Origin of the sequence: Salmonella sp. 741265055_HSA, assembly GCF_046569525.1 — a bacterium.
GTDB classification, from domain to species: domain Bacteria; phylum Pseudomonadota; class Gammaproteobacteria; order Enterobacterales; family Enterobacteriaceae; genus Salmonella; species Salmonella enterica.
Map to the genome: position 1 here is coordinate 175239 of NZ_JBKFSQ010000001.1, position 18789 is coordinate 194027.

An 18789-nucleotide genomic window follows, 5' to 3' on the forward strand; every position below is an offset into this window, starting at 1 on the left:
TTGTTATCGTTAATACTCATAAGACCGCAAACATGTGAGCAATGTCGACACATGATCTCATCAACTTGAGTAAGGAGCAGGTAATGGTAACGGTACGCCGCGAGAAAGATTCAATGGGCGCGATTGACGTCCCGGCAGATAAACTGTGGGGGGCGCAGACTCAACGTTCGCTGGAGCATTTTCGGATTTCCACGGAGAAAATGCCCGTCTCGCTCATTCACGCTCTGGCGTTGACCAAGCGTGCCGCTGCGAAGGTCAACCAGGACTTAGGGTTGTTGGCGGCGGAAAAAGCCAGCGCGATTATCCAGGCGGCTGATGAAGTGCTGGCGGGAAAACATGCTGATGAGTTTCCGCTGGCGATTTGGCAGACCGGGTCCGGTACGCAAAGCAACATGAATATGAATGAAGTGTTAGCGAACCGCGCCAGTGAAATTTTGGGCGGCGTTCGCGGTATGGAACGCAAAGTGCATCCCAATGATGACGTCAATAAGAGTCAAAGCTCAAACGATGTGTTCCCAACCGCCATGCACGTGGCGGCGTTACTGGCGTTACGCGAACACCTTATCCCGCAATTATCCGCATTAACGGATACGCTTCGCGATAAATCCCACGCTTTCGCCGATATTGTCAAAATTGGCCGTACTCACCTGCAGGACGCGACGCCGCTCACCTTAGGCCAGGAGATTTCCGGTTGGGTAGCCATGCTGGAACATAACCTCAGGCACATTGAGCACAGTTTACCGCACGTCGCGGAACTGGCGCTCGGCGGAACCGCAGTAGGGACAGGGCTTAATACCCACCCGGAATATGCCCGGCGCGTGGCCGAGGAACTGGCGACGATTACCGCGGCGCCGTTTGTTACCGCCCCGAATAAATTCGAAGCGCTGGCGACCTGTGACGCGTTGGTACAGACGCATGGCGCATTAAAAGGGCTGGCGGCCTCGCTGATGAAAATCGCCAACGATGTTCGCTGGCTGGCGTCCGGTCCGCGCTGCGGCATTGGCGAGATTGCTATCCCGGAAAATGAGCCAGGCAGTTCCATTATGCCTGGTAAAGTGAACCCGACCCAGTGTGAAGCGGTAACGATGCTATGTTGCCAGGTGATGGGTAACGATGTGGCCATCAATATGGGGGGCGCATCGGGCAACTTTGAGCTCAACGTCTATCGTCCGATGGTTATTCATAATTTTCTGCAAACGGTGCGCCTGCTGGCCGATGGCATGGCGAGTTTCAATCAACACTGTGCGTCAGGAATCGAGCCAAACCGCGAGCGTATTACGCAGTTGCTGAATGAGTCGCTGATGCTGGTCACTGCGCTCAATACGCACATCGGTTACGATAAAGCGGCGGAGATTGCGAAGAAGGCGCATAAAGAAGGGCTGACCCTCAAAGCCTCAGCCGTGGCATTAGGATACCTTAGCGACGAGGAGTTCGACGCCTGGGTACGTCCGGAGTTAATGGTTGGCAGTATGACGCCGGGACGTTAATCCGCCACATACAGGTGCAGTCGCGGAATAATCAGTCGCAGTGGCTGCGCCTGTGGTTTAAAACGGTGCTGAATATTATCGGCGTCATAGTTTTCCAGCCCGCCAATATCCGGCACGCCAGCGCCGCTGTCCGTGTTGATTAACGCGATAATCGGCGTGGGGCAGGCGTGTTGCACCTGTTTCTGCTGGCCTTTATACCAGATGCGGGCGATCGGCTGTACTTTAACCGGACGCTTAATCTTGAGTCGGGCCTGCTGCGGTAAGGCAGCGATATCCTGATATTCCCGTTCCAGCTTGAATTGCCATTGTTCGCGCGTCCACGGCGGGACGCTGCGCGGCGACGCGAGGCTTTTTTTCAACTGGCTCAGAACCTCATCCCGGCTTAAATTTTTAATAATATGTTTATTTGCCCAGCCGAAACGTATGGTAGCGGGGTTATTGATAAGCGTCAGCGTGCGGTAAGCGTTCAGCGTAATTAAGCCGGGTAGATGCCGATGCACCCACTCAAAACGTGCCGCTGAGGGAAGACCGGACTCTACCGTAACCATCTGCTCGAAGGTGGTTTTCAACTGGTTAATGCGCTGTATCTGATTTTCCAGATCTAACTGTGTCGCATTATCCACTTGATAGCATAAGACGCCAGGCAGGCGGACGGCGGCTTTACTGCTACGGTTTTCGGACTGCTGTTGAATAAACAAATGGCGATAGTGACGTAGCGCCAGCGCTTCGGCCTCTTTCCCCAGATGTTGCGTTACCTCGATAGTATCCAGCGGCGCATGTTCCGCCTCTTTGGTCACCTGCGGCAGTGAAAAAACACGGGCGATAAGTAGCGAATGCTGCTGTAGATTATCCGTCAGCGCCGCCAGGTGTTGTTCTATCTGGCGAAAAGTGCCATTCAGGCGTTCAACGAGATCGTAGCGGGACATGGTATCACTCACTTTAGTTACAACATACTATCTGTATAGCACAGTTCCCGCTGCTCAACCAGCGTGCAAAATACGTCAGGCAGCGGTCATGTCGGGCATCGCGTGCCAGACCGGCCAGCGAAAGCTAAATTTTGCGCCGCCCAGTTCGCTCTCGTCACAGACGACGCTACCGCCCATCGCCAGGGCGATAGAGTGTACGATGGCGAGTCCAAGCCCGCAGCCGCCTGTCGCCCGGTCTCTACTGGGGTCGAGTCTGACAAAAGGTTCAAATACGCGCTCTCGCGCATCCGCTTCAATGCCGGGGCCATCATCTTCGACTATCAGCGTTGCCTGACTACCGTCGAGTAACAGACTGACCTGAACGGTGGTATGACTGTAGCGCAACGCATTATTCAGCAGGTTATCCAGCACTCGCGACATTAACCGCATATCAAGCGCGCCATAATCGCCGATTACAGATGTGAGAAGGTTTACGGCGCGTTCCGGGTTCACGCTCTGCACATCCTGCAAATGCGCGAGCAACCAGGCGGGGAGGTCGGGTTCGGTCAACATCAGTTCATTTTGCGGTCGGTCAAGGCGCGCATAGGTGAGCAGTTCTTCAATCAACGCTTCCAGTTGACCAATATCGCGATTGAGCGCCTGTGATTCCGGCGGTGTCAGATTTTCACTCATTTCAAGCCGATAGCGTAAACGTACCAGCGGCGTGCGAAGCTCATGGGCGATACCGTCAATCAGCTGTTTTTTACTGGCGATCAGAGCATTAATGTTATCCGCCATCTGGTTGAACGCGACGCCCAGACGTTCGAAACTGGAGCCATTATCGAAATGCAGGCGTTCAGTCAAATGACCCTCGCCAAAGCGCTGCGCGGCGGATTCGAGCCTGAGCATTTCTTGCCAGTGCGGGCGCATCCAGATAAACACAGGAAAGGCGAGAGAAAAGGCAATGAGCGCCATTAAGGCGATATCCAGCAGTCGCATTTGATGCAGGAAATAGAGATAGGGAACCGGGCCGACCGCCAGAACGTAATGGCTGCGCGGGATACGCTGAATAAAGGTGTATTGATCGTCAAGCGCGACAATATCGCCTTCACGCAGCCGTTGCGTGGTGGCGGCATCAAGCTTATAGTGATTTAACGGTTCAACGCGTAAATCGAAAGAGAGGTTCAGGTCCATCTCTTTTAACGTTTTCCCCCATTCACGCGGCGGAATTTCCCGCAGTTCGCTGCGCATCAGATAGAGCGAACTTTTCATCAGATCGTCGAGCGATTGCCTGCCCGCGCGTTCGGCGGTGAATTTGTACACCAGTCCGACCAATAACGTCATGACCAGAAAACAGACGAACAGCAAAAGGTAAAACTGCACAAACAGCTTTTTCATCAACGCCCACCGGATCTCAATACATTAGCTCTATCGCGGCGCTGGCGGAAAAGATTTCCCGTCAGCGCCGCCGGTGGGTTATAAAAGCAGGCTTTGCGTCAACTGACAACCTCATTGTCCGGCGTTAAGGTCCGGACTTTCGTGAACAATGCGTCCATCGACAAGCGTCAAAACAGCGCGAATGGTATTAATTCTGTCTTCCGGCATCGTCATAAATGGCTGATTGAGTACCGCCAGATCGGCCTGTTTTCCGACGCTAAGCTGGCCCCGGTGTTGTTCGGCAAAGGCGAGCCAGGCGGCATGACGTGTATATAACGCTAGCGCTTCCAGACGCGTGAGCCGCTCGCTGGCGGGTTTACGCACGGAACCGCCTGACGCTATACCGGTGATATGATATTCGATAGCGTGCCAGACACCGGCAATGCCAATACGCGTCGAATCGGTGCCGCCAGCGACGACAAGCCCTTTATCCAGCGCCAGTCGAACCGGCGGCGAATTGTCCGTCGCGCCGGGTGGATTGGCGTCACGGATGGCAAGCCCCTCAAAGTAAGGCCCCATTTGCACCGTGTATGCCAGGCCGAGCTTACGCATTCGCTCAAGCGTCTGTGGCGAACCGGTATTCAGATGCGCAATAGACCAGCGGAGAGGGCGCAGATCGTACTGCTGCGCTACCTGCTCAAAAATCGTCAATATCGCGTCGGCGCTGTCATCGGTATAGGCGTGGATCTCAAGCGGTATTCCCCGTTTTGCCGCAAACGTCGCGACCTGGCGAAGCGCGGTTTTGTCCTGCTCTGAGGAAGAAAATCCTGGGGCCATCCGCACGCCGTCATTCATTCCGGCCACCAGGCTTTCTCCCAGGCCAAGAAAAGCCAGTTGTCCGTCATCGGCACGCGCCGGGCGAAAGGCCATCAGGTTGCTGAACCACTGTGCTTCATGACCTTTCGCTTCCGGCTGTACCGGAATGCGATACCCCACGCGCAGCGGTAAATCCCCCTGGTTTCGCATTGCAAATAAAGGCTCATAAGCGGCGGCAGGCCCGGCAGAGGGGTCAATGATGCCGGTCACGCCGCGAGCGTTCATATCAGCGAAAAATTGCCGCAGACCACCCTCGCGATCGGCGTTACTACTTATGCTGGCAAAAAGCTGATTGAACGCTGCGATGCCACCAAATAATTTCCCCGTGGCGCTACCTTTTGCGTCGCGCTCTACGCGGATTCCCGCTAAATCAGGAGGAGGGGTGTCGTTAAGGCCAAGTACGTCTATACCGCGCTGATTCACTAACGCATAGTCGTAAAGATACTGAATATAAGCCGGATGATCGGGAAGGGCGTGGCTCAGTTCGGCTACCGTCGGCGCCCGGTTTTCTGTAAATTGTGCCGGTATCCACGATCCCACTACGGCTACCCATTGATCGCGGGGACGACGGTTAGCCTCGGCGCGTAATTTATCCAGCGCGTCTTTAAGCGAAGGGCTGTCATACCAGTAGGTTTCGAATGTCCAGGTTTGTCCGCCGCGAATGGCGTGGATGTGGGTATCGGTCAGGCCGGGTATCACGGTTTTACCCTGTAAATCGATGGTACGGGTATGGTCGCCGCGCCATTCATTTGTCGCCGTATCATCGCCAATCGCCACAATCCGCGAGCCGAAAATCGCCAGCGCGCTGGCCTGCGGCTGGGCATCATTCAGAGTGATGATATTACCATTATGCAAAATAATATCCGCTGCCGGGCGGGCGGCGGTGGCTGCGCCTGTGGCCGTGAGCAGAAAGAGAAGCGCGGTTCTGGAAATCAGAGACGGGACGAGACTGATCATTAGCATGTTCCTTTTGTCAGGCGATAAGCAAACCATAGAGAGCGAACAAGAATTGTTCAATCTGTGCCCAGGGAACAGTGCGTTCTGTTTTTAGAACGGTGGTGATAGAAAAAGAAAAGCCCGCCGAAACGGCGGGCTTGAGAAGAATTAATGAATGATTAGAACTGGTAAACCATACCCAGCGCGACGATATCATCAGTGCTGATACCGGCATCTTTATAGAACGGGTCGTCATCATCCAGCAGGTTGATTTTATAATCAACATAGGTGGAGAAGTTTTTGTTGAAATAGTAGGTAGCACCTACATCAGCATATTTAACCAGGTCTTTATCATCGCCATTAACGTTGTTATAGGTCAGATCTTTACCTTTAGACATCAGGAAAGAAACCGCCGGGCGCAGACCGAAATCAAATTGATATTGGGCTGTAACTTCGAAGTTTTGCGTTTTGTTTGCTACGCCGCCAGCATAACCCGCGTCCGTTTTACCATAAGGCGTCATATTACGGGTTTCAGAATACATAGTCGCTAAATAGATGTTGTTGGCATCATATTTCAAGCCAGCTGTCCAGGCATCCGCTTTGTCGCCGCCAGCAATCGTGCCGTCAGCATTGACTTGCTCATTAGTACGATCGGAAGTGGTATACGCAGCGCCTGCGCTGAAGCCCATGCCAATATCATAGGTAGTAGAAATACCGAAGCCATCACCGTTATCGTAACGAATATCGTCGCCATTATTACGGTTATTGGTACCGATATTTACATCGTCAGCGCTTTGGCTTTCATTTTTACCCTGATATTGCAACGCGAAGTTCAGACCGTCTACCAGACCGAAGAAATCAGTGTTACGGTAGGTGGCCACGCCGTTAGCACGACCGGTCATGTAGTTGTCAGCGTAAGTATAGGAGTCGCCGCCGAACTCAGGCAGCATATCGGTCCAGCCTTCCACGTCGTACAGGACGCCGTAGTTACGACCATAGTCGAATGAGCCGTAGTCGCCGAATTTCAGGCCGGCGAATGCCAGACGAGTCCAGGAATTAGCGCCTTCGCCTTCGGTAGTGTTAGCCTGAACGTTATATTCCCACTGGCCGTAACCGGTCAGTTGGTCGTTAATCTGTGTTTCGCCTTTAAAGCCGAAACGCATATAGGTCTGATCGCCATCTTTAGAAGAGTCATCAGAGAAATAGTGCAGGCCGTCTACTTTCCCGTAAAGGTCCAGTTTGTTGCCGTCTTTGTTATAAATTTCAGCGGCGTGTGCCGCGCCAGCAGCCAGCAGAGCCGGGATGACAAGTGCCAATACTTTTCTTTTCATTTTTTATCCTTAAAAACTTAACTTATTTGCAAAAGATTGAACTTCTACAGATTCGTTGAATCAAAGGCATCCTAATCTGAATAATATTATTTCAGCAAATGCTAACTTTTCTTATATGTTATTAATTAATACAAAAGTTACTATCGGAAACGCATATGTTTATGATGAATGTATTTGTTATTATATATTCATGATTATGATTTGTTTGATTTCACAATTTGCGAAAAAAGACGGCAATATAGCGCCGGGCAGACATTCTGTTATCAATTTTGTGAACTGGCTTCGAGTTTTTTAATTTAATTTTTTGGGGCGAAAAAGACGTAATGATGAACCGCAACGCAGAGAAAACGGTAATAAAGGGGCCGTTCCGACTAATAAAAATAGCATTGATGTATACAATGTCTGTTTTTTGAACAGTGGCGGTGATCAGCATCGCCACTGTGACTTGATAAAGGCAGGTAAAATCTGTCGGCTAACTTATCCCGTCGTTTCGTCCCAGGCATGAGGGGCAAAAAGATAGCCTTTATTGCGAATGGTCTTTATACGATAGGGCTCAGCAGCGCTATCCAGCAGTTTCTTACGCAAGCGGGAAATCGCCACATCCACGCTGCGATCCAGACCATCATAATTGACGCCGCGCAGCGTTTTTAGCAACGCGTCGCGATCCATAATTTGTCCGGCATGTGTCGCCAGTTCCCAGAGCAATTCAAAATCGGCGGTGGAGAGCGATATGAAATCGCCGTTGAGCTGGACCGCCCGGTTAAGGGGATCGATGGTTAACGCACCAAAACGCAGCGCTTTATGCGGCGTAAGCGCGCTCTCCTGAAGACTTTTTGCCTGTTGCGTTTGTTCGCTTTGCCGCAGGTGTAAGCGCAGACGCGCCAGCAAAACGGCCGGAGGCGTGGTTTTGAGGATGTAGTCGCAGGCGCCCATCTCCAGCGCCAGAATATGATTCATATCACTGTCCAGCGAGGTGAGCAGGACAATCGGGCCTTGCCAGCGGTGGCGTAAATCGCGGCATATCGTCATGCCATCTTTACCTGGAAGCATAATATCCAGTAAAACCAGATCGGGCTGAGTGGTGAGGATAAGATCCTCCGCCCGGTCACCACGCGGCTCAACAATGACATCAATATCATGTTTCGCCAGATAAGCGGCAATGAGAGAACCCACTTCAGCGTCGTCTTCAACAAATACAATGCGGTTCATATTATAAATGGAGAATAGAAAACGCCAACATACACCGCCTCTGTTTTCCCTTCCATAAATCTTTTCTAAACGAGAGCGGTTCCGTTATGCTACACACTGTTGTTATTAGCGTGTTAAGGCAAGGTAATGGGACTCGTGATTAAAGCTGCCCTGGGGGCGCTGGTCGTCGTATTGATTGGTCTGCTGTCAAAAACGAAAAATTATTATATCGCCGGATTAATTCCTCTGTTTCCAACGTTTGCGCTTATCGCGCACTATATCGTGGCCAGCGAGCGGGGCATCGACGCGATGCGTACCACCATCGTCTTTAGCATGTGGTCGATCATTCCTTATTTCATTTATCTTGCAACGCTATGGTATTTCAGCGGCGTGATGCGCCTGCCCGTCGCGCTTGGCGGTGCGGTGGTCTGCTGGGGGCTAAGCGCGTGGCTGCTGATTTTTTGCTGGATTAAATGGCATTAATATTGGCAAAGACCGTGGTTTCCCCATCGTAATACATACGGATATTACGATGGGGAGGTTGTTAACCCACCAGTATCCACGTAGCCGGAACCGCCGCGACCAGCAATAAACCAATCAGCACGACTTCCTGACGATTTAATACATTGTCATGCTTGTGCGTCCGACGCGCATACAGGAAAACCAGTAATCCAGGCGCGTACAGTACGACGGACAGCAGCAGGTGTATGGGACCCGACGCATATAATAACCATAAGCCATAAATACAGGCTCCGATACCGACTGCCCGATGGAGGGGACGTGTTGCAATCTTCAGCAGAAATGCGCCGACCAGAAAGTAGGGCACCAGAATCATTTCTGACGCAATCGTCAATAGCGTGTTGTAGTCTGAACCGGTCAGCCAGATCAGTACCAGACAGATTTGCACACAGATATTGGTGAGCCATAACGACGCAGAAGGCGCGCCTTGCGCATTTTGTCGCGCGAAGATGCCCGGGAAGGATTTATAGGCTGCCGCCAGAAACGGCACCTCCGCCGCCATGATAGTCCAGCTTAGATAAGCCCCGCAGACAGACACAATCAGTCCCGCTGCAATAATAATTTCTCCCCACGGCCCCATCATTTTCACCATCAGACCGGCCATCGACGGGTTGCGCATCTCCGCCAGTTCCGGACGCGCAAGAACGCCAAGAGAAAGCAGCGTGACCAGGAGATATATTCCCAGCGCTGCGAGTACCGCCAGTAGCGTGGCGCGGCCTACATCGCGTTTATTTTTCGCTCGGGCCGAGACGACGACGGCGCCTTCAACGCCAATAAACACCCACAGCGTAATAAGCATGGTGTTCTTGACCTGTTCCCATACGGGAATACCGAGTTCAACACCGGTGAAGTCCAGTGTGAAGGTATCCAGTTTGAACATCATGATAGCCAGCACAATAAACGCGCCGAGCGGCAACAGTTTCGCCAGAGTCGCGACCAGATTGATGCTGGCTGCCGTTTGTACGCCGCGCAGGATGAGGAAATGGACAATCCAGAGCAGGACTGAAGCGCCGACAATAGCCTGCCAGGTATTACCGTCGCCAAACAGACGCAGGGCAGGCGTATCGGTAAAGAAACTCAGCGCTGAAAAAACGATAACCAAATAGGATACGTTGGCGATGACCGCGCACAGCCAATAGCCCCAGGCAGAACAAAAGCCAATCAGTTCGCCGAAGCCTTCGCGGGCGTAAGTAAAGATACCGCCGTCAAGCTCGGAGCGAATGCGCGTAAGGATTAACATGGCGAATGCCAGTAAGAGTATCCCCACGCCGGTAATGGACCAGCCAATTAACAACGCAGCCGGACTGGCAACGGCGGCCATATTCTGGGGCAGGCTGAAAACACCTGCGCCAAGCATTGAGCTTAAAACCAGCGCGGTCAGCGCGCTCAGTCCCAGTTTTTTTTCCATTGGTATCCAGCTATAAAAATGAAATTGGAAGAATAATTATTATGGCAAAACGCATAAAAATGGTGAAAGCCACTAAGGCGCGGGATTTTACGGAGAGAAGGGACCGCATGCAACGGCCTGGATAAGATTTATCGCCAAAAAAGCGAAAAGTGAGATTCATCGCGATATTTGACGGAACTGGCATCCCGCGAGAAAGTGCCGGATGGCGGCTTATCAGTCCTGCCGTTGAACGATCGTGTAGGCCTGATAAGGCAGGTATGCCGCCATCCGGCGAGAAAGCCTGATGGCGACGCGCGCCTTATTTATAGAGGTCGGCGCTGATGGTGATGTTATTGCCGCGCTCCTGCCACTGACGCGTAATATGATAATACTTAGCGCCTTTCTTCGCCGCGCGTTTGGCGACCTGGTAGGAGATTTCTGTCATATTGCCGTAGTTGCCGGTGAACTTAACGCTGTCGAAAGGCACCATCATCGCAGCCGTCGCTTTATTCAGCTCCTCAACTTTTGTGCCATCCGGAAGTGTGACAGTGTAACGCCCGCCTTTGGTGGATTGCGTTTCGAAGAAACGGCCTACTTCGGCGCTCGGCGAGGCTGACGTGGCGACGCCTGGAATTTCGACTTTCTTCGCAGCTTCGCCGCCCTGAGCCAGCGCGGCGCGGCCAGCGTCAGAGTCTGCCGGAATAGCGTCCGGGCTCTGGACGATGCGTTTTTTCGCATCTTGTTTATAGATAAATGCAGTGATGCGCTGGTTTCCGCCCTGATTCGCATCCACCTGACGAACAATATAGAAAGCGTATGCGTCTTTCTGTTTCGCCGCTTTCGTAATGGCATCGTTAACTTCCGGCTGGCTACGGTAGAAGCCCTGAACGGTGACGGTGTCATACGGTTCTAATTGTACGGCCTGGTCTTTCGGTAATTCCACGATGCCATTAATGACACGATTTTTGGGCGCGTCGGCTTTCGGCGCGTCGGCTTTATACACGTCCGCCACAACACGCCAGTTACCACTGTTGCCGAACTCCGAGGTGTCGACAACATAGAAGGAGGCTGCGCCTTCTTTATCTGCGCGGCGGGACACGGCGGAGACCGCATCGCCAATAGCATTAAAACGACCGGTAATAACGATGCGGTCATAAGGTTTTAGTGCAGCCGCTTGCTCCGGCGTCAGTTCTGTTGCTGCATGGACAGAAAAAGCAGCCGCAGAAAGCAGAGCCGACGCCAGGAGAGTGTTCTTAAGCTTCATAAAAATAATCCTTCGCCTTGCGCAAACCAGGTACTGGTATTGTTATTGACTAGAAACGTGGCTGATTATTGCATTTAAACCATATGGATGTCTGCGGGATTTTTCACGCATCGTGTCATGTATCCTATCTTTGATGATAACATTTACCGATATGTCGAAAAAAACGGCGGCTGGGCGGCTAAGCTAATGAAGCGCATGAATTTAATAAGTTAATTTAATGTTAATTTCTTGATATCGACAGAGGTTTAATGATGTTTTACTGTCAAATTTGAGCGAATTATCAGCCCTCGCAGGCCATTTTCAAGGCATTATGGCTGCTTAGCGGCTGAATCGTTCATGTTTTGCAAATTTGATAAAAAATTCTGTTTTTTGGCGCTAGATCACAGGCGTTATTTTCAGTAGGTTATAGAGAGTTTGTAACGGTTTTATTCTGCTGGGGTAACATTTACCTCAAACGCGGGCAGGCGTACGCTTCTCGCGCTTACTGACAAACCATCATCAAAAATACCGATGGAAGGGAACATTTATGCGAATTGGCATACCAAAAGAGCGGTTACCCAATGAAACCCGTGTCGCTGCGACGCCGAAAACGGTAGAGCAGCTACTGAAGCTGGGGTTTAGCGTCGCTATCGAAAGCGGGGCGGGTCAACTGGCAAGTTTTGACGACAAAGCGTTTGCGCAGGCTGGCGCGGATATTGTAGACGGCAATGCTATCTGGCAGTCGGAAATTATTCTCAAGGTTAATGCGCCTGAAGAAGATGAAATCGCTTTACTGAACCCCGGGACTACGCTGGTCAGTTTTATCTGGCCTGCGCAAAATCCTGGGTTAATGGAGAAACTTGCCGAACGTAAGGTCACGGTGATGGCGATGGACTCCGTGCCGCGTATTTCCCGCGCGCAGTCGCTCGACGCGTTAAGCTCAATGGCGAATATCGCGGGTTATCGCGCCATTGTAGAGGCCGCGCATGAATTTGGACGCTTCTTTACCGGGCAAATCACCGCCGCCGGGAAAGTGCCGCCGGCGAAGGTGATGGTGATTGGCGCGGGTGTAGCCGGTCTTGCGGCTATCGGCGCGGCAAACAGCCTGGGGGCGATTGTCCGCGCGTTTGACACTCGTCCTGAAGTCAAAGAGCAGGTCCAGAGTATGGGGGCTGAGTTCCTCGAACTGGATTTTAAAGAGGAAGCCGGTAGCGGCGATGGTTACGCCAAAGTGATGTCCGAGGCGTTTATCAAAGCGGAAATGGCGCTCTTTGCCGCCCAGGCCAAAGAGGTCGATATCATTGTTACCACCGCGTTGATTCCGGGCAAACCTGCGCCGAAGCTGATTACCCGCGATATGGTCGATTCTATGAAGGCCGGCAGCGTGATTGTCGACCTGGCCGCGCAGAATGGCGGTAACTGCGAATATACCGTCGCCAATCAGGTTGTGACGACGGACAATGGCGTGAAAGTGATTGGCTACACCGATCTGCCGGGGCGTTTGCCGACGCAGTCATCCCAGCTTTATGGCACCAACCTGGTTAACCTGCTGAAGCTGCTGTGCAAAGAGAAAGACGGCAATATTGACGTGGATTTTGACGATGTCGTGATCCGTGGCGTGACGGTGATTCGCGACGGCGACATTACCTGGCCTGCGCCGCCAATCCAGGTTTCCGCGCAGCCACAGGCCGCGCCTAAAGCAGCACCTGCGCCAAAAGAGCCGGAAAAGCCCACTTCACCCTGGCGGAAATATGCGTTAATGGCGCTGGCGATCATTCTTTTTGGCTGGCTGGCCGATGTCGCGCCAAAAGAGTTCCTCGGCCATTTTACCGTGTTTGCGCTCGCCTGCGTGGTTGGTTATTACGTGGTGTGGAACGTGTCTCATGCGCTTCATACGCCATTAATGTCGGTGACCAACGCAATTTCAGGGATTATTGTTGTCGGGGCATTATTGCAAATTGGTCAGGGCGGCTGGGTCAGCTTCCTGAGCTTTATCGCGGTGCTTATCGCCAGCATTAATATTTTCGGTGGCTTCACCGTGACTCAGCGTATGCTGAAAATGTTCCGGAAAAACTAAGGGGTAACACATGTCTGGAGGATTAGTTACAGCTGCATACATTGTTGCCGCGATCCTGTTTATTTTCAGTCTTGCCGGGCTTTCAAAGCATGAAACGTCCCGCCAGGGGAATAACTTCGGTATTGCCGGGATGGCGATCGCGTTGCTGGCGACCATTTTCGGGCCGGATACCGGCAACGTGGCATGGATTCTGGTCGCCATGATTATTGGCGGCGCGATTGGCATCCGCATGGCGAAAAAAGTTGAGATGACCGAGATGCCGGAGCTGGTCGCGATTCTGCACAGTTTCGTGGGCCTGGCTGCGGTACTGGTTGGCTTTAACAGCTATCTGTACCATGACGCCAGTCTGGCGCCGGTGCTGGTGAATATCCATCTGACCGAAGTCTTCCTCGGTATCTTTATTGGCGCAGTCACTTTCACCGGATCGATCGTAGCGTTTGGTAAACTGCGCGGCAAAATCTCTTCTAAGCCGTTGATGTTGCCTAACCGTCACAAAATGAACCTGGCGGCGCTGGTTGTTTCTTTCCTGTTGCTGCTGGTTTTTGTCCGCACCGAAAGCGTGGGTCTACAGGTTCTGGCGCTGCTGCTGATGACCATTATCGCGCTGGCGTTTGGTTGGCATCTGGTCGCTTCTATCGGCGGGGCGGACATGCCGGTGGTTGTTTCAATGCTGAACTCCTATTCCGGTTGGGCTGCCGCGGCGGCTGGCTTCATGTTGAGCAACGATTTGCTGATTGTGACCGGCGCGCTGGTCGGTTCGTCAGGCGCGATCCTGTCTTACATTATGTGTAAAGCGATGAACCGCTCTTTCATCAGCGTTATTGCTGGTGGGTTCGGTACTGACGGCTCCTCAACGGGCGACGATCAGGAAGCCGGCGAACATCGCGAAATCACGGCAGAAGAGACCGCTGAGATGCTGAAAAACTCCCACTCCGTCATTATTACGCCGGGGTACGGGATGGCGGTGGCGCAGGCGCAGTATCCGGTGGCGGAAATCACCGAAAAACTGCGTGCGCGCGGTATCAGCGTGCGTTTCGGCATTCATCCGGTGGCGGGTCGCCTGCCCGGTCATATGAACGTGCTGTTGGCGGAGGCGAAAGTGCCTTATGACATCGTGCTGGAGATGGACGAAATCAATGATGATTTCGCCGATACCGATACCGTGCTGGTGATTGGCGCGAACGATACGGTGAACCCGGCGGCGCAAGACGATCCCCGCAGTCCGATCGCCGGTATGCCGGTTCTCGAAGTGTGGAAAGCACAGAATGTCGTGGTCTTTAAACGTTCAATGAATACCGGTTATGCTGGTGTGCAGAACCCGCTGTTCTTTAAAGAGAATACGCAAATGCTGTTTGGCGATGCCAAAGCCAGCGTGGATGCAATTCTGAAAGCGCTTTAATCTTTTAAACGTGCGGCGGCCTCTTCGGAGGCCGTTTTTATACACTTCATCCTTTAAGCTGCCTCTTTGTTGGCTGCGCTCAGAAAAGCCGGTCACATCGTTATCTATGCTCCCGGGGATTTCTTCTCTTGCCGCCGCGATGCATCTTGAATAATTTTGTGTATATATTGTGTTTTATCTTTTGTTTAAATCGCTAAGCAGAACGGCGATACTCTGCCCGCCGGTGGTCTGTTCGAGGGCGATTTTGACAATGATGGTTAACGGAACGGAGAGCAACATGCCCACTGGACCTAATAGCCAGCCCCAGAAAATTAACGACAAAAATACCACTAAGGTTGAAAGGCCTAAACCACGTCCCATGATACGTGGCTCAAGGATATTGCCGAAGACCAGATTAATCAGCAGATAGCCTGCCAGCACCAGCAGCGCATCATAAAACCCGTTAAATACCAGCACCTGAATAATGGGCGGCAGGGCAGCGAGCACCGATCCAATATTAGGAATATAGTTCAGCGCGAAGGCCAGCAGACCCCAGACAAAGGCGAAGCGGACATCCAGCGCGGCCAGCATTCCCCATGCGACCAGCCCCGTCACGATACTGATCGCTGTTTTTAACACCAGATAATGGGAAACGCTATCAAGCGCGCGTTGAATTGCCGCCATGCCCTCCACCGGACGGCTCATCATCTGCTGCAGTTTTTCAGGCAATTGTGGAACCTCCAGCAGCATAAATACCACGGTCAATAACAATAAAAAGATGGACGACATGGCATTGGACAGTTGGGTGAGCAGATTCGTTACCAGAGTCATGGCGGCGTTTGGATCGATATATTTCGCCAGCTCATCAACCGACACGCCAATGCCTGCTCGCTGTAACCACGGTTCAATACGTTGCAACGGTATCACCAATGAGGAGCGATATTGCGGTAGGGTACGAGCCAGTTCATTTAATGATGTCCCCAAATAGGCCAGTAGCAGTACCATTAACATAACAATAATCACAATGAGCAATGATACGGCGATAACGCGCGGAATTCGGCATCGGGTCATCCGTTGCACAACGGGATTGAGAACGACTGCAATAAATAACGCCAAAATAAAGGGAACAATGATATCTGCGGCGAAGCGGATACCGCTCAGAATAACTACCAGCATTCCCAGCATAATGACGATTTTTAGACCATTGAGCGTGATGATCGGTTTTGCCATATCAGTCCCTGTTTTCTGATGCCGACACGAATAATAATGTGATTTCGGTCGACCTGTTCTGGTTAAAATCAAACACTTCAGGTAAAGAAGTGAAAATATTTTGAGTTAATTCCTGGCTTATGATACAAATCAGGCGTGTTCAACTACCGAGGACAATTATCATCCGCGATGACGAGAAGCAACACTGCGGATAATTGTAATATTATGGACAATATGTTCAGTGCTTTTTTCTCCACGCAAACGCATCTTCACTCTACCTCCTTTTTCCTGCTTATCGGCGAGCAGCACTGGCGTAACGCGCTTTAGTCTCTCACTTCTGCCTGAGCTGGCGCAACGCGCTGTGCTAACTGATTTTATTTTTTAGTTTGCTGCGTGCAGCAGACTCGAAAGAGTATATTCTCATGCAGGAGAAGTGTCATGTTTTACTGGATCTTATTAGCTCTGGCTATCGCGACTGAAATTACCGGCACGCTCTCAATGAAATGGGCTAGCGTGGGTAATGGCAATGCGGGTTTTATTTTAATGCTGGTGATGATCACGCTGTCATATATATTTCTTTCTTTTGCGGTAAAAAAGATTGCCCTGGGTGTGGCGTATGCCTTATGGGAAGGGATCGGCATTTTATTTATTACCATTTTTAGCGTGCTGCTATTTGATGAAGCATTATCAACCATGAAGATTGCCGGCTTGCTGACGCTGGTCGCCGGCATCGTATTGATCAAATCAGGGACGCGTAAACCCGGCAAACCGGTGAAGGGGGCGACTCGTGCAACAATTTGAATGGATACACGGCGCCTGGCTTGGGCTGGCAATAATGCTGGAAATCGCGGCTAACGTACTGTTGAAGTTTTCGGACGGTTTTCGCCGTAAATGTTATGGCATTTTATCGCTTGCCGCTGTTCTGGCCGCCTTCAGCGCGCTTTCCCAGGCGGTAAAAGGGATAGACCTGTCGGTGGCGTATGCGCTATGGGGCGGTTTTGGTATTGCCGCCACGCTGGCGGCGGGCTGGGTGCTCTTCGGCCAGCGCTTAAACCCCAAAGGCTGGGTTGGCGTGATATTGCTGCTCGCCGGAATGGTCATGATCAAATTTGCCTGAGACGATCGCTGCCGCTCAGGCAGCGATTCGCGTATTAGTCCTGCGCCAGGGCTTTCAGCTTATCGCGAAAGCCGGTGACGGATATAGCGCGGTTATCGGCGCGCCAGCGATCTTTAGCCGCAGGAGCGGAGCTTTGTACGCCAATAAGCTGCCATCCGCTATCCGTGTGCAATAAGAGCGGCGAGCCGCTGTCGCCTGGTAACGTGTCGCACTGGTGTGAGAGTACGGCATTCTGCGCCCAGCCGGTCACGACGCAATCCTGATGGGAATAGAGCGCATTCAGATGATCTTCCGGATAACCGGACTGCGTGACTTTTCGGTCTGCGGCTTTCAACGCCGCAGTGAGCGCCGCTTTATCGCCGGTAAATAAAGGCACTGGCGTGATACCGGAAGGTGGGTAGCGCAATATTACCAGACCAAAATCCCAGCTTGCCGCGGCAGGTGGCACAATCCAGCCATCGCCATCCGCTTTCAGGCGTCGGCCCAGCGACGGTTCAACGCGGCCTTCAATGCCGTGGATTTCATAGCGCCATACTCCTTTTCGCGCCACAAAACGCAGCGCAACCGCTTTGTCCGGTTTTCCTTTCGGTGGCGTTAGCAGGCAGTGACCTGCTGTCAGGGCGATATGCGGGGAGATAAGCGTTGCCGTACACAAATTACCGCTGGCGGTCTCTAGTTGCCCGATGGCATCCCACGGCGATTGGGTAGGATCGGCGACGGGCACCCGATCGTCATGGTTAAAAAAAAGCGTTTTGACGTCGCTGGCATCCGTAGCGTCTGTTTCAGCCCCCCTGGCTTTCGCCATAACCGGTAAAAAACAAACTATGCCCAGTAATACAGCAATGGTTTTATGCATATCACACTCTGGTGGGTAATTATGATTATTAACAGCAAACCCTCAGTATTACTATAGACGTGGCGGTAAGAAAGTGGGAGTAAAATCAGATAACTACACTCAGGAAAGATAGAAATGCGTGGCAATAACGGCGCATAAAATAAGCACGATAAGAATGAGCTCAAAGCGGTAGCGAGACACTTTTTTGCCCTCCCGGAAGGCGGCGCTAAACCAGAACAATTTAGCGCCGTAAAAACGGGCGCGGGGGCGCGCCGCAGCATGTTACGACTTACGCAGCCGGCTGCGAAGTTGTTTTTGACACAGATTTGGCTGGGGCTTTTTTGCCATCTTTTTTCTGGTGTTTTTTAGCCGCCTGCGCTTTTTGCTCAACGGTTTTTTTATGCTGTTTTTTGTGGTGCTGGGTGTTCTGGGTTGTTTTGGCAGGCGCTGCGGTTTTCGCAGGCGTTGCAGTCTCAGCCGCGAATGCTGCGGAAGAGAGACCCATTGCAGCGGCAACAACCAGAGCTAATACTTTTTTCATTTTGATACCCTCGATTTGGTTTTCATTCAACCCCACTGCGGGGCCGGTGAAATGACTATATCGCTGTTATCAAAAGGCTTCCGTGAGTGATTGGTTTCGGCATGTAACGCTATGTACAATCCCCCGGTAACGCGATGTCAGCCCCCACCATAATAGGTAGCTTTACGTTACCGGCCGTTATTTTTGGTCGCAGAGTCGGTAATATCCGCCCTCCAGAATAACAGGCACACCGTATATGAATCCGATAATCTGGGGGGTATTTACGCTTCTGGCGCTGGATGCAATCAGAGAAGTTATGGGCGTATCAAGCCTGACAGGTCTATGGTGAACAGTGAGTCGTGGCGTGAAACCAGCCCGGCGATAGCGCACGTTGCTATCGCCGG

At 52.0% G+C, this 18789-nt stretch carries 17 protein-coding genes; 7 read left to right on the top strand and 10 right to left on the bottom strand.

The window, feature by feature from the left end; all coding sequences use genetic code 11:
- The first annotated feature begins 83 nt into the window (after positions 1–83).
- A complete protein-coding gene (gene fumC / locus ACLD4K_RS00895) occupies positions 84–1487 on the top strand; it encodes a class II fumarate hydratase (protein WP_411011228.1) in 1404 nt (467 codons plus the stop codon).
- On the opposite strand, the gene tus is transcribed toward fumC, so the two are convergent.
- The 5 genes from tus to rstA form a co-directional block, all read right to left on the bottom strand.
- Positions 1484–2413, bottom strand: coding sequence for a DNA replication terminus site-binding protein (gene tus / locus ACLD4K_RS00900; protein ID WP_411011229.1), 930 nt, complete (start codon positions 2411–2413; stop codon positions 1484–1486). The two genes, fumC and tus, sit on opposite strands and share 4 nt — an antisense overlap.
- Positions 2414–2488: 75 nt before the next feature.
- Positions 2489–3790: a two-component system sensor histidine kinase RstB gene (gene rstB / locus ACLD4K_RS00905; RefSeq protein WP_001523881.1), complete on the bottom strand. Its 1302-nt coding sequence runs from the start codon at positions 3788–3790 to the stop codon at positions 2489–2491.
- Between the two features lie 111 nt (positions 3791–3901).
- Positions 3902–5608, bottom strand: coding sequence for an amidohydrolase (locus tag ACLD4K_RS00910; protein ID WP_411011230.1), 1707 nt, complete (start codon positions 5606–5608; stop codon positions 3902–3904).
- A 152-nt stretch (positions 5609–5760) separates the two neighbouring features.
- Entirely contained in the window at positions 5761–6912 is a 1152-nt protein-coding gene (gene ompS2 / locus ACLD4K_RS00915) for a porin OmpS2 (protein ID WP_411011231.1), read from the bottom strand.
- A gap of 477 nt (positions 6913–7389) precedes the next feature.
- Positions 7390–8121, bottom strand: coding sequence for a two-component system response regulator RstA (gene rstA / locus ACLD4K_RS00920; RefSeq protein WP_001080048.1), 732 nt, complete (start codon positions 8119–8121; stop codon positions 7390–7392).
- A gap of 126 nt (positions 8122–8247) precedes the next feature.
- Between rstA and ACLD4K_RS00925 the strand changes: the two genes are divergently transcribed.
- Complete coding sequence (locus ACLD4K_RS00925) at positions 8248–8583, top strand: GlpM family protein (RefSeq protein WP_000524877.1); 336 nt, start codon at positions 8248–8250, stop codon at positions 8581–8583.
- 61 nt (positions 8584–8644) lie between these two features.
- On the opposite strand, the gene ACLD4K_RS00930 is transcribed toward ACLD4K_RS00925, so the two are convergent.
- Together ACLD4K_RS00930 and ydgH are read right to left on the bottom strand one after the other, a co-directional pair.
- Positions 8645–10027 carry an amino acid permease gene (locus tag ACLD4K_RS00930; protein ID WP_411011232.1) on the bottom strand — a complete coding sequence of 461 codons (1383 nt, stop codon included), beginning with the start codon at positions 10025–10027 and terminating at the stop codon, positions 8645–8647.
- A gap of 298 nt (positions 10028–10325) precedes the next feature.
- A complete protein-coding gene (gene ydgH, locus ACLD4K_RS00935; protein ID WP_411011233.1) occupies positions 10326–11270 on the bottom strand; it encodes a DUF1471 family protein YdgH in 945 nt (314 codons plus the stop codon).
- A 526-nt stretch (positions 11271–11796) separates the two neighbouring features.
- Here ydgH and pntA point away from each other — a divergent pair.
- The gene (pntA, locus tag ACLD4K_RS00940) at positions 11797–13326 is read left to right on the top strand and encodes a Re/Si-specific NAD(P)(+) transhydrogenase subunit alpha (protein ID WP_001219355.1); all 1530 of its coding nucleotides are present in this window, start codon (positions 11797–11799) and stop codon (positions 13324–13326) included.
- A 10-nt stretch (positions 13327–13336) separates the two neighbouring features.
- Positions 13337–14725, top strand: coding sequence for a Re/Si-specific NAD(P)(+) transhydrogenase subunit beta (gene pntB, locus ACLD4K_RS00945; protein ID WP_411011234.1), 1389 nt, complete (start codon positions 13337–13339; stop codon positions 14723–14725).
- A gap of 174 nt (positions 14726–14899) precedes the next feature.
- Here the strand turns inward: pntB and ACLD4K_RS00950 are convergent, their stop codons facing one another.
- On the bottom strand, positions 14900–15934 hold the full coding sequence (locus tag ACLD4K_RS00950) for an AI-2E family transporter (protein ID WP_001118268.1): 1035 nt from the start codon (positions 15932–15934) through the stop codon (positions 14900–14902).
- Between the two features lie 417 nt (positions 15935–16351).
- On the opposite strand from ACLD4K_RS00950, the gene mdtJ reads away from it, so the two are divergent.
- Together mdtJ and mdtI are read left to right on the top strand one after the other, a co-directional pair.
- Positions 16352–16714 carry a multidrug/spermidine efflux SMR transporter subunit MdtJ gene (gene mdtJ / locus ACLD4K_RS00955; RefSeq protein ID WP_094964514.1) on the top strand — a complete coding sequence of 121 codons (363 nt, stop codon included), beginning with the start codon at positions 16352–16354 and terminating at the stop codon, positions 16712–16714.
- Positions 16701–17030, top strand: coding sequence for a multidrug/spermidine efflux SMR transporter subunit MdtI (gene mdtI, locus ACLD4K_RS00960; RefSeq protein WP_001183821.1), 330 nt, complete (start codon positions 16701–16703; stop codon positions 17028–17030). Before mdtJ ends, mdtI begins: the two co-directional genes overlap by 14 nt.
- A gap of 34 nt (positions 17031–17064) precedes the next feature.
- Here the strand turns inward: mdtI and ACLD4K_RS00965 are convergent, their stop codons facing one another.
- Both ACLD4K_RS00965 and asr read right to left on the bottom strand, forming a co-directional pair.
- On the bottom strand, positions 17065–17886 hold the full coding sequence (locus tag ACLD4K_RS00965; protein ID WP_000549649.1) for a trypsin-like serine peptidase: 822 nt from the start codon (positions 17884–17886) through the stop codon (positions 17065–17067).
- A gap of 268 nt (positions 17887–18154) precedes the next feature.
- Positions 18155–18406: an acid resistance repetitive basic protein Asr gene (asr, locus tag ACLD4K_RS00970; protein WP_058116173.1), complete on the bottom strand. Its 252-nt coding sequence runs from the start codon at positions 18404–18406 to the stop codon at positions 18155–18157.
- 235 nt (positions 18407–18641) lie between these two features.
- On the opposite strand from asr, the gene ACLD4K_RS00975 reads away from it, so the two are divergent.
- The gene (locus tag ACLD4K_RS00975; protein WP_023218294.1) at positions 18642–18734 is read left to right on the top strand and encodes a KPN_01571 family protein; all 93 of its coding nucleotides are present in this window, start codon (positions 18642–18644) and stop codon (positions 18732–18734) included.
- The last annotated feature ends 55 nt before the right edge of the window (positions 18735–18789 follow it).

Bases quoted from the DNA above. Each gene is read 5' to 3' on its own strand.
- fumC (WP_411011228.1), top strand. From the start codon at position 84: ATGGTAACGGTACGCCGCGAGAAAGATTCAATGGGCGCGATTGACGTC.
- tus (WP_411011229.1), bottom strand. From the start codon at position 2,413: ATGTCCCGCTACGATCTCGTTGAACGCCTGAATGGCACTTTTCGCCAG.
- rstB (WP_001523881.1), bottom strand. From the start codon at position 3,790: ATGAAAAAGCTGTTTGTGCAGTTTTACCTTTTGCTGTTCGTCTGTTTT.
- ACLD4K_RS00910 (WP_411011230.1), bottom strand. From the start codon at position 5,608: ATGCTAATGATCAGTCTCGTCCCGTCTCTGATTTCCAGAACCGCGCTT.
- ompS2 (WP_411011231.1), bottom strand. From the start codon at position 6,912: ATGAAAAGAAAAGTATTGGCACTTGTCATCCCGGCTCTGCTGGCTGCT.
- rstA (WP_001080048.1), bottom strand. From the start codon at position 8,121: ATGAACCGCATTGTATTTGTTGAAGACGACGCTGAAGTGGGTTCTCTC.
- ACLD4K_RS00925 (WP_000524877.1), top strand. From the start codon at position 8,248: ATGGGACTCGTGATTAAAGCTGCCCTGGGGGCGCTGGTCGTCGTATTG.
- ACLD4K_RS00930 (WP_411011232.1), bottom strand. From the start codon at position 10,027: ATGGAAAAAAAACTGGGACTGAGCGCGCTGACCGCGCTGGTTTTAAGC.
- ydgH (WP_411011233.1), bottom strand. From the start codon at position 11,270: ATGAAGCTTAAGAACACTCTCCTGGCGTCGGCTCTGCTTTCTGCGGCT.
- pntA (WP_001219355.1), top strand. From the start codon at position 11,797: ATGCGAATTGGCATACCAAAAGAGCGGTTACCCAATGAAACCCGTGTC.
- pntB (WP_411011234.1), top strand. From the start codon at position 13,337: ATGTCTGGAGGATTAGTTACAGCTGCATACATTGTTGCCGCGATCCTG.
- ACLD4K_RS00950 (WP_001118268.1), bottom strand. From the start codon at position 15,934: ATGGCAAAACCGATCATCACGCTCAATGGTCTAAAAATCGTCATTATG.
- mdtJ (WP_094964514.1), top strand. From the start codon at position 16,352: ATGTTTTACTGGATCTTATTAGCTCTGGCTATCGCGACTGAAATTACC.
- ACLD4K_RS00965 (WP_000549649.1), bottom strand. From the start codon at position 17,886: ATGCATAAAACCATTGCTGTATTACTGGGCATAGTTTGTTTTTTACCG.
- asr (WP_058116173.1), bottom strand. From the start codon at position 18,406: ATGAAAAAAGTATTAGCTCTGGTTGTTGCCGCTGCAATGGGTCTCTCT.
- ACLD4K_RS00975 (WP_023218294.1), top strand. From the start codon at position 18,642: ATGAATCCGATAATCTGGGGGGTATTTACGCTTCTGGCGCTGGATGCA.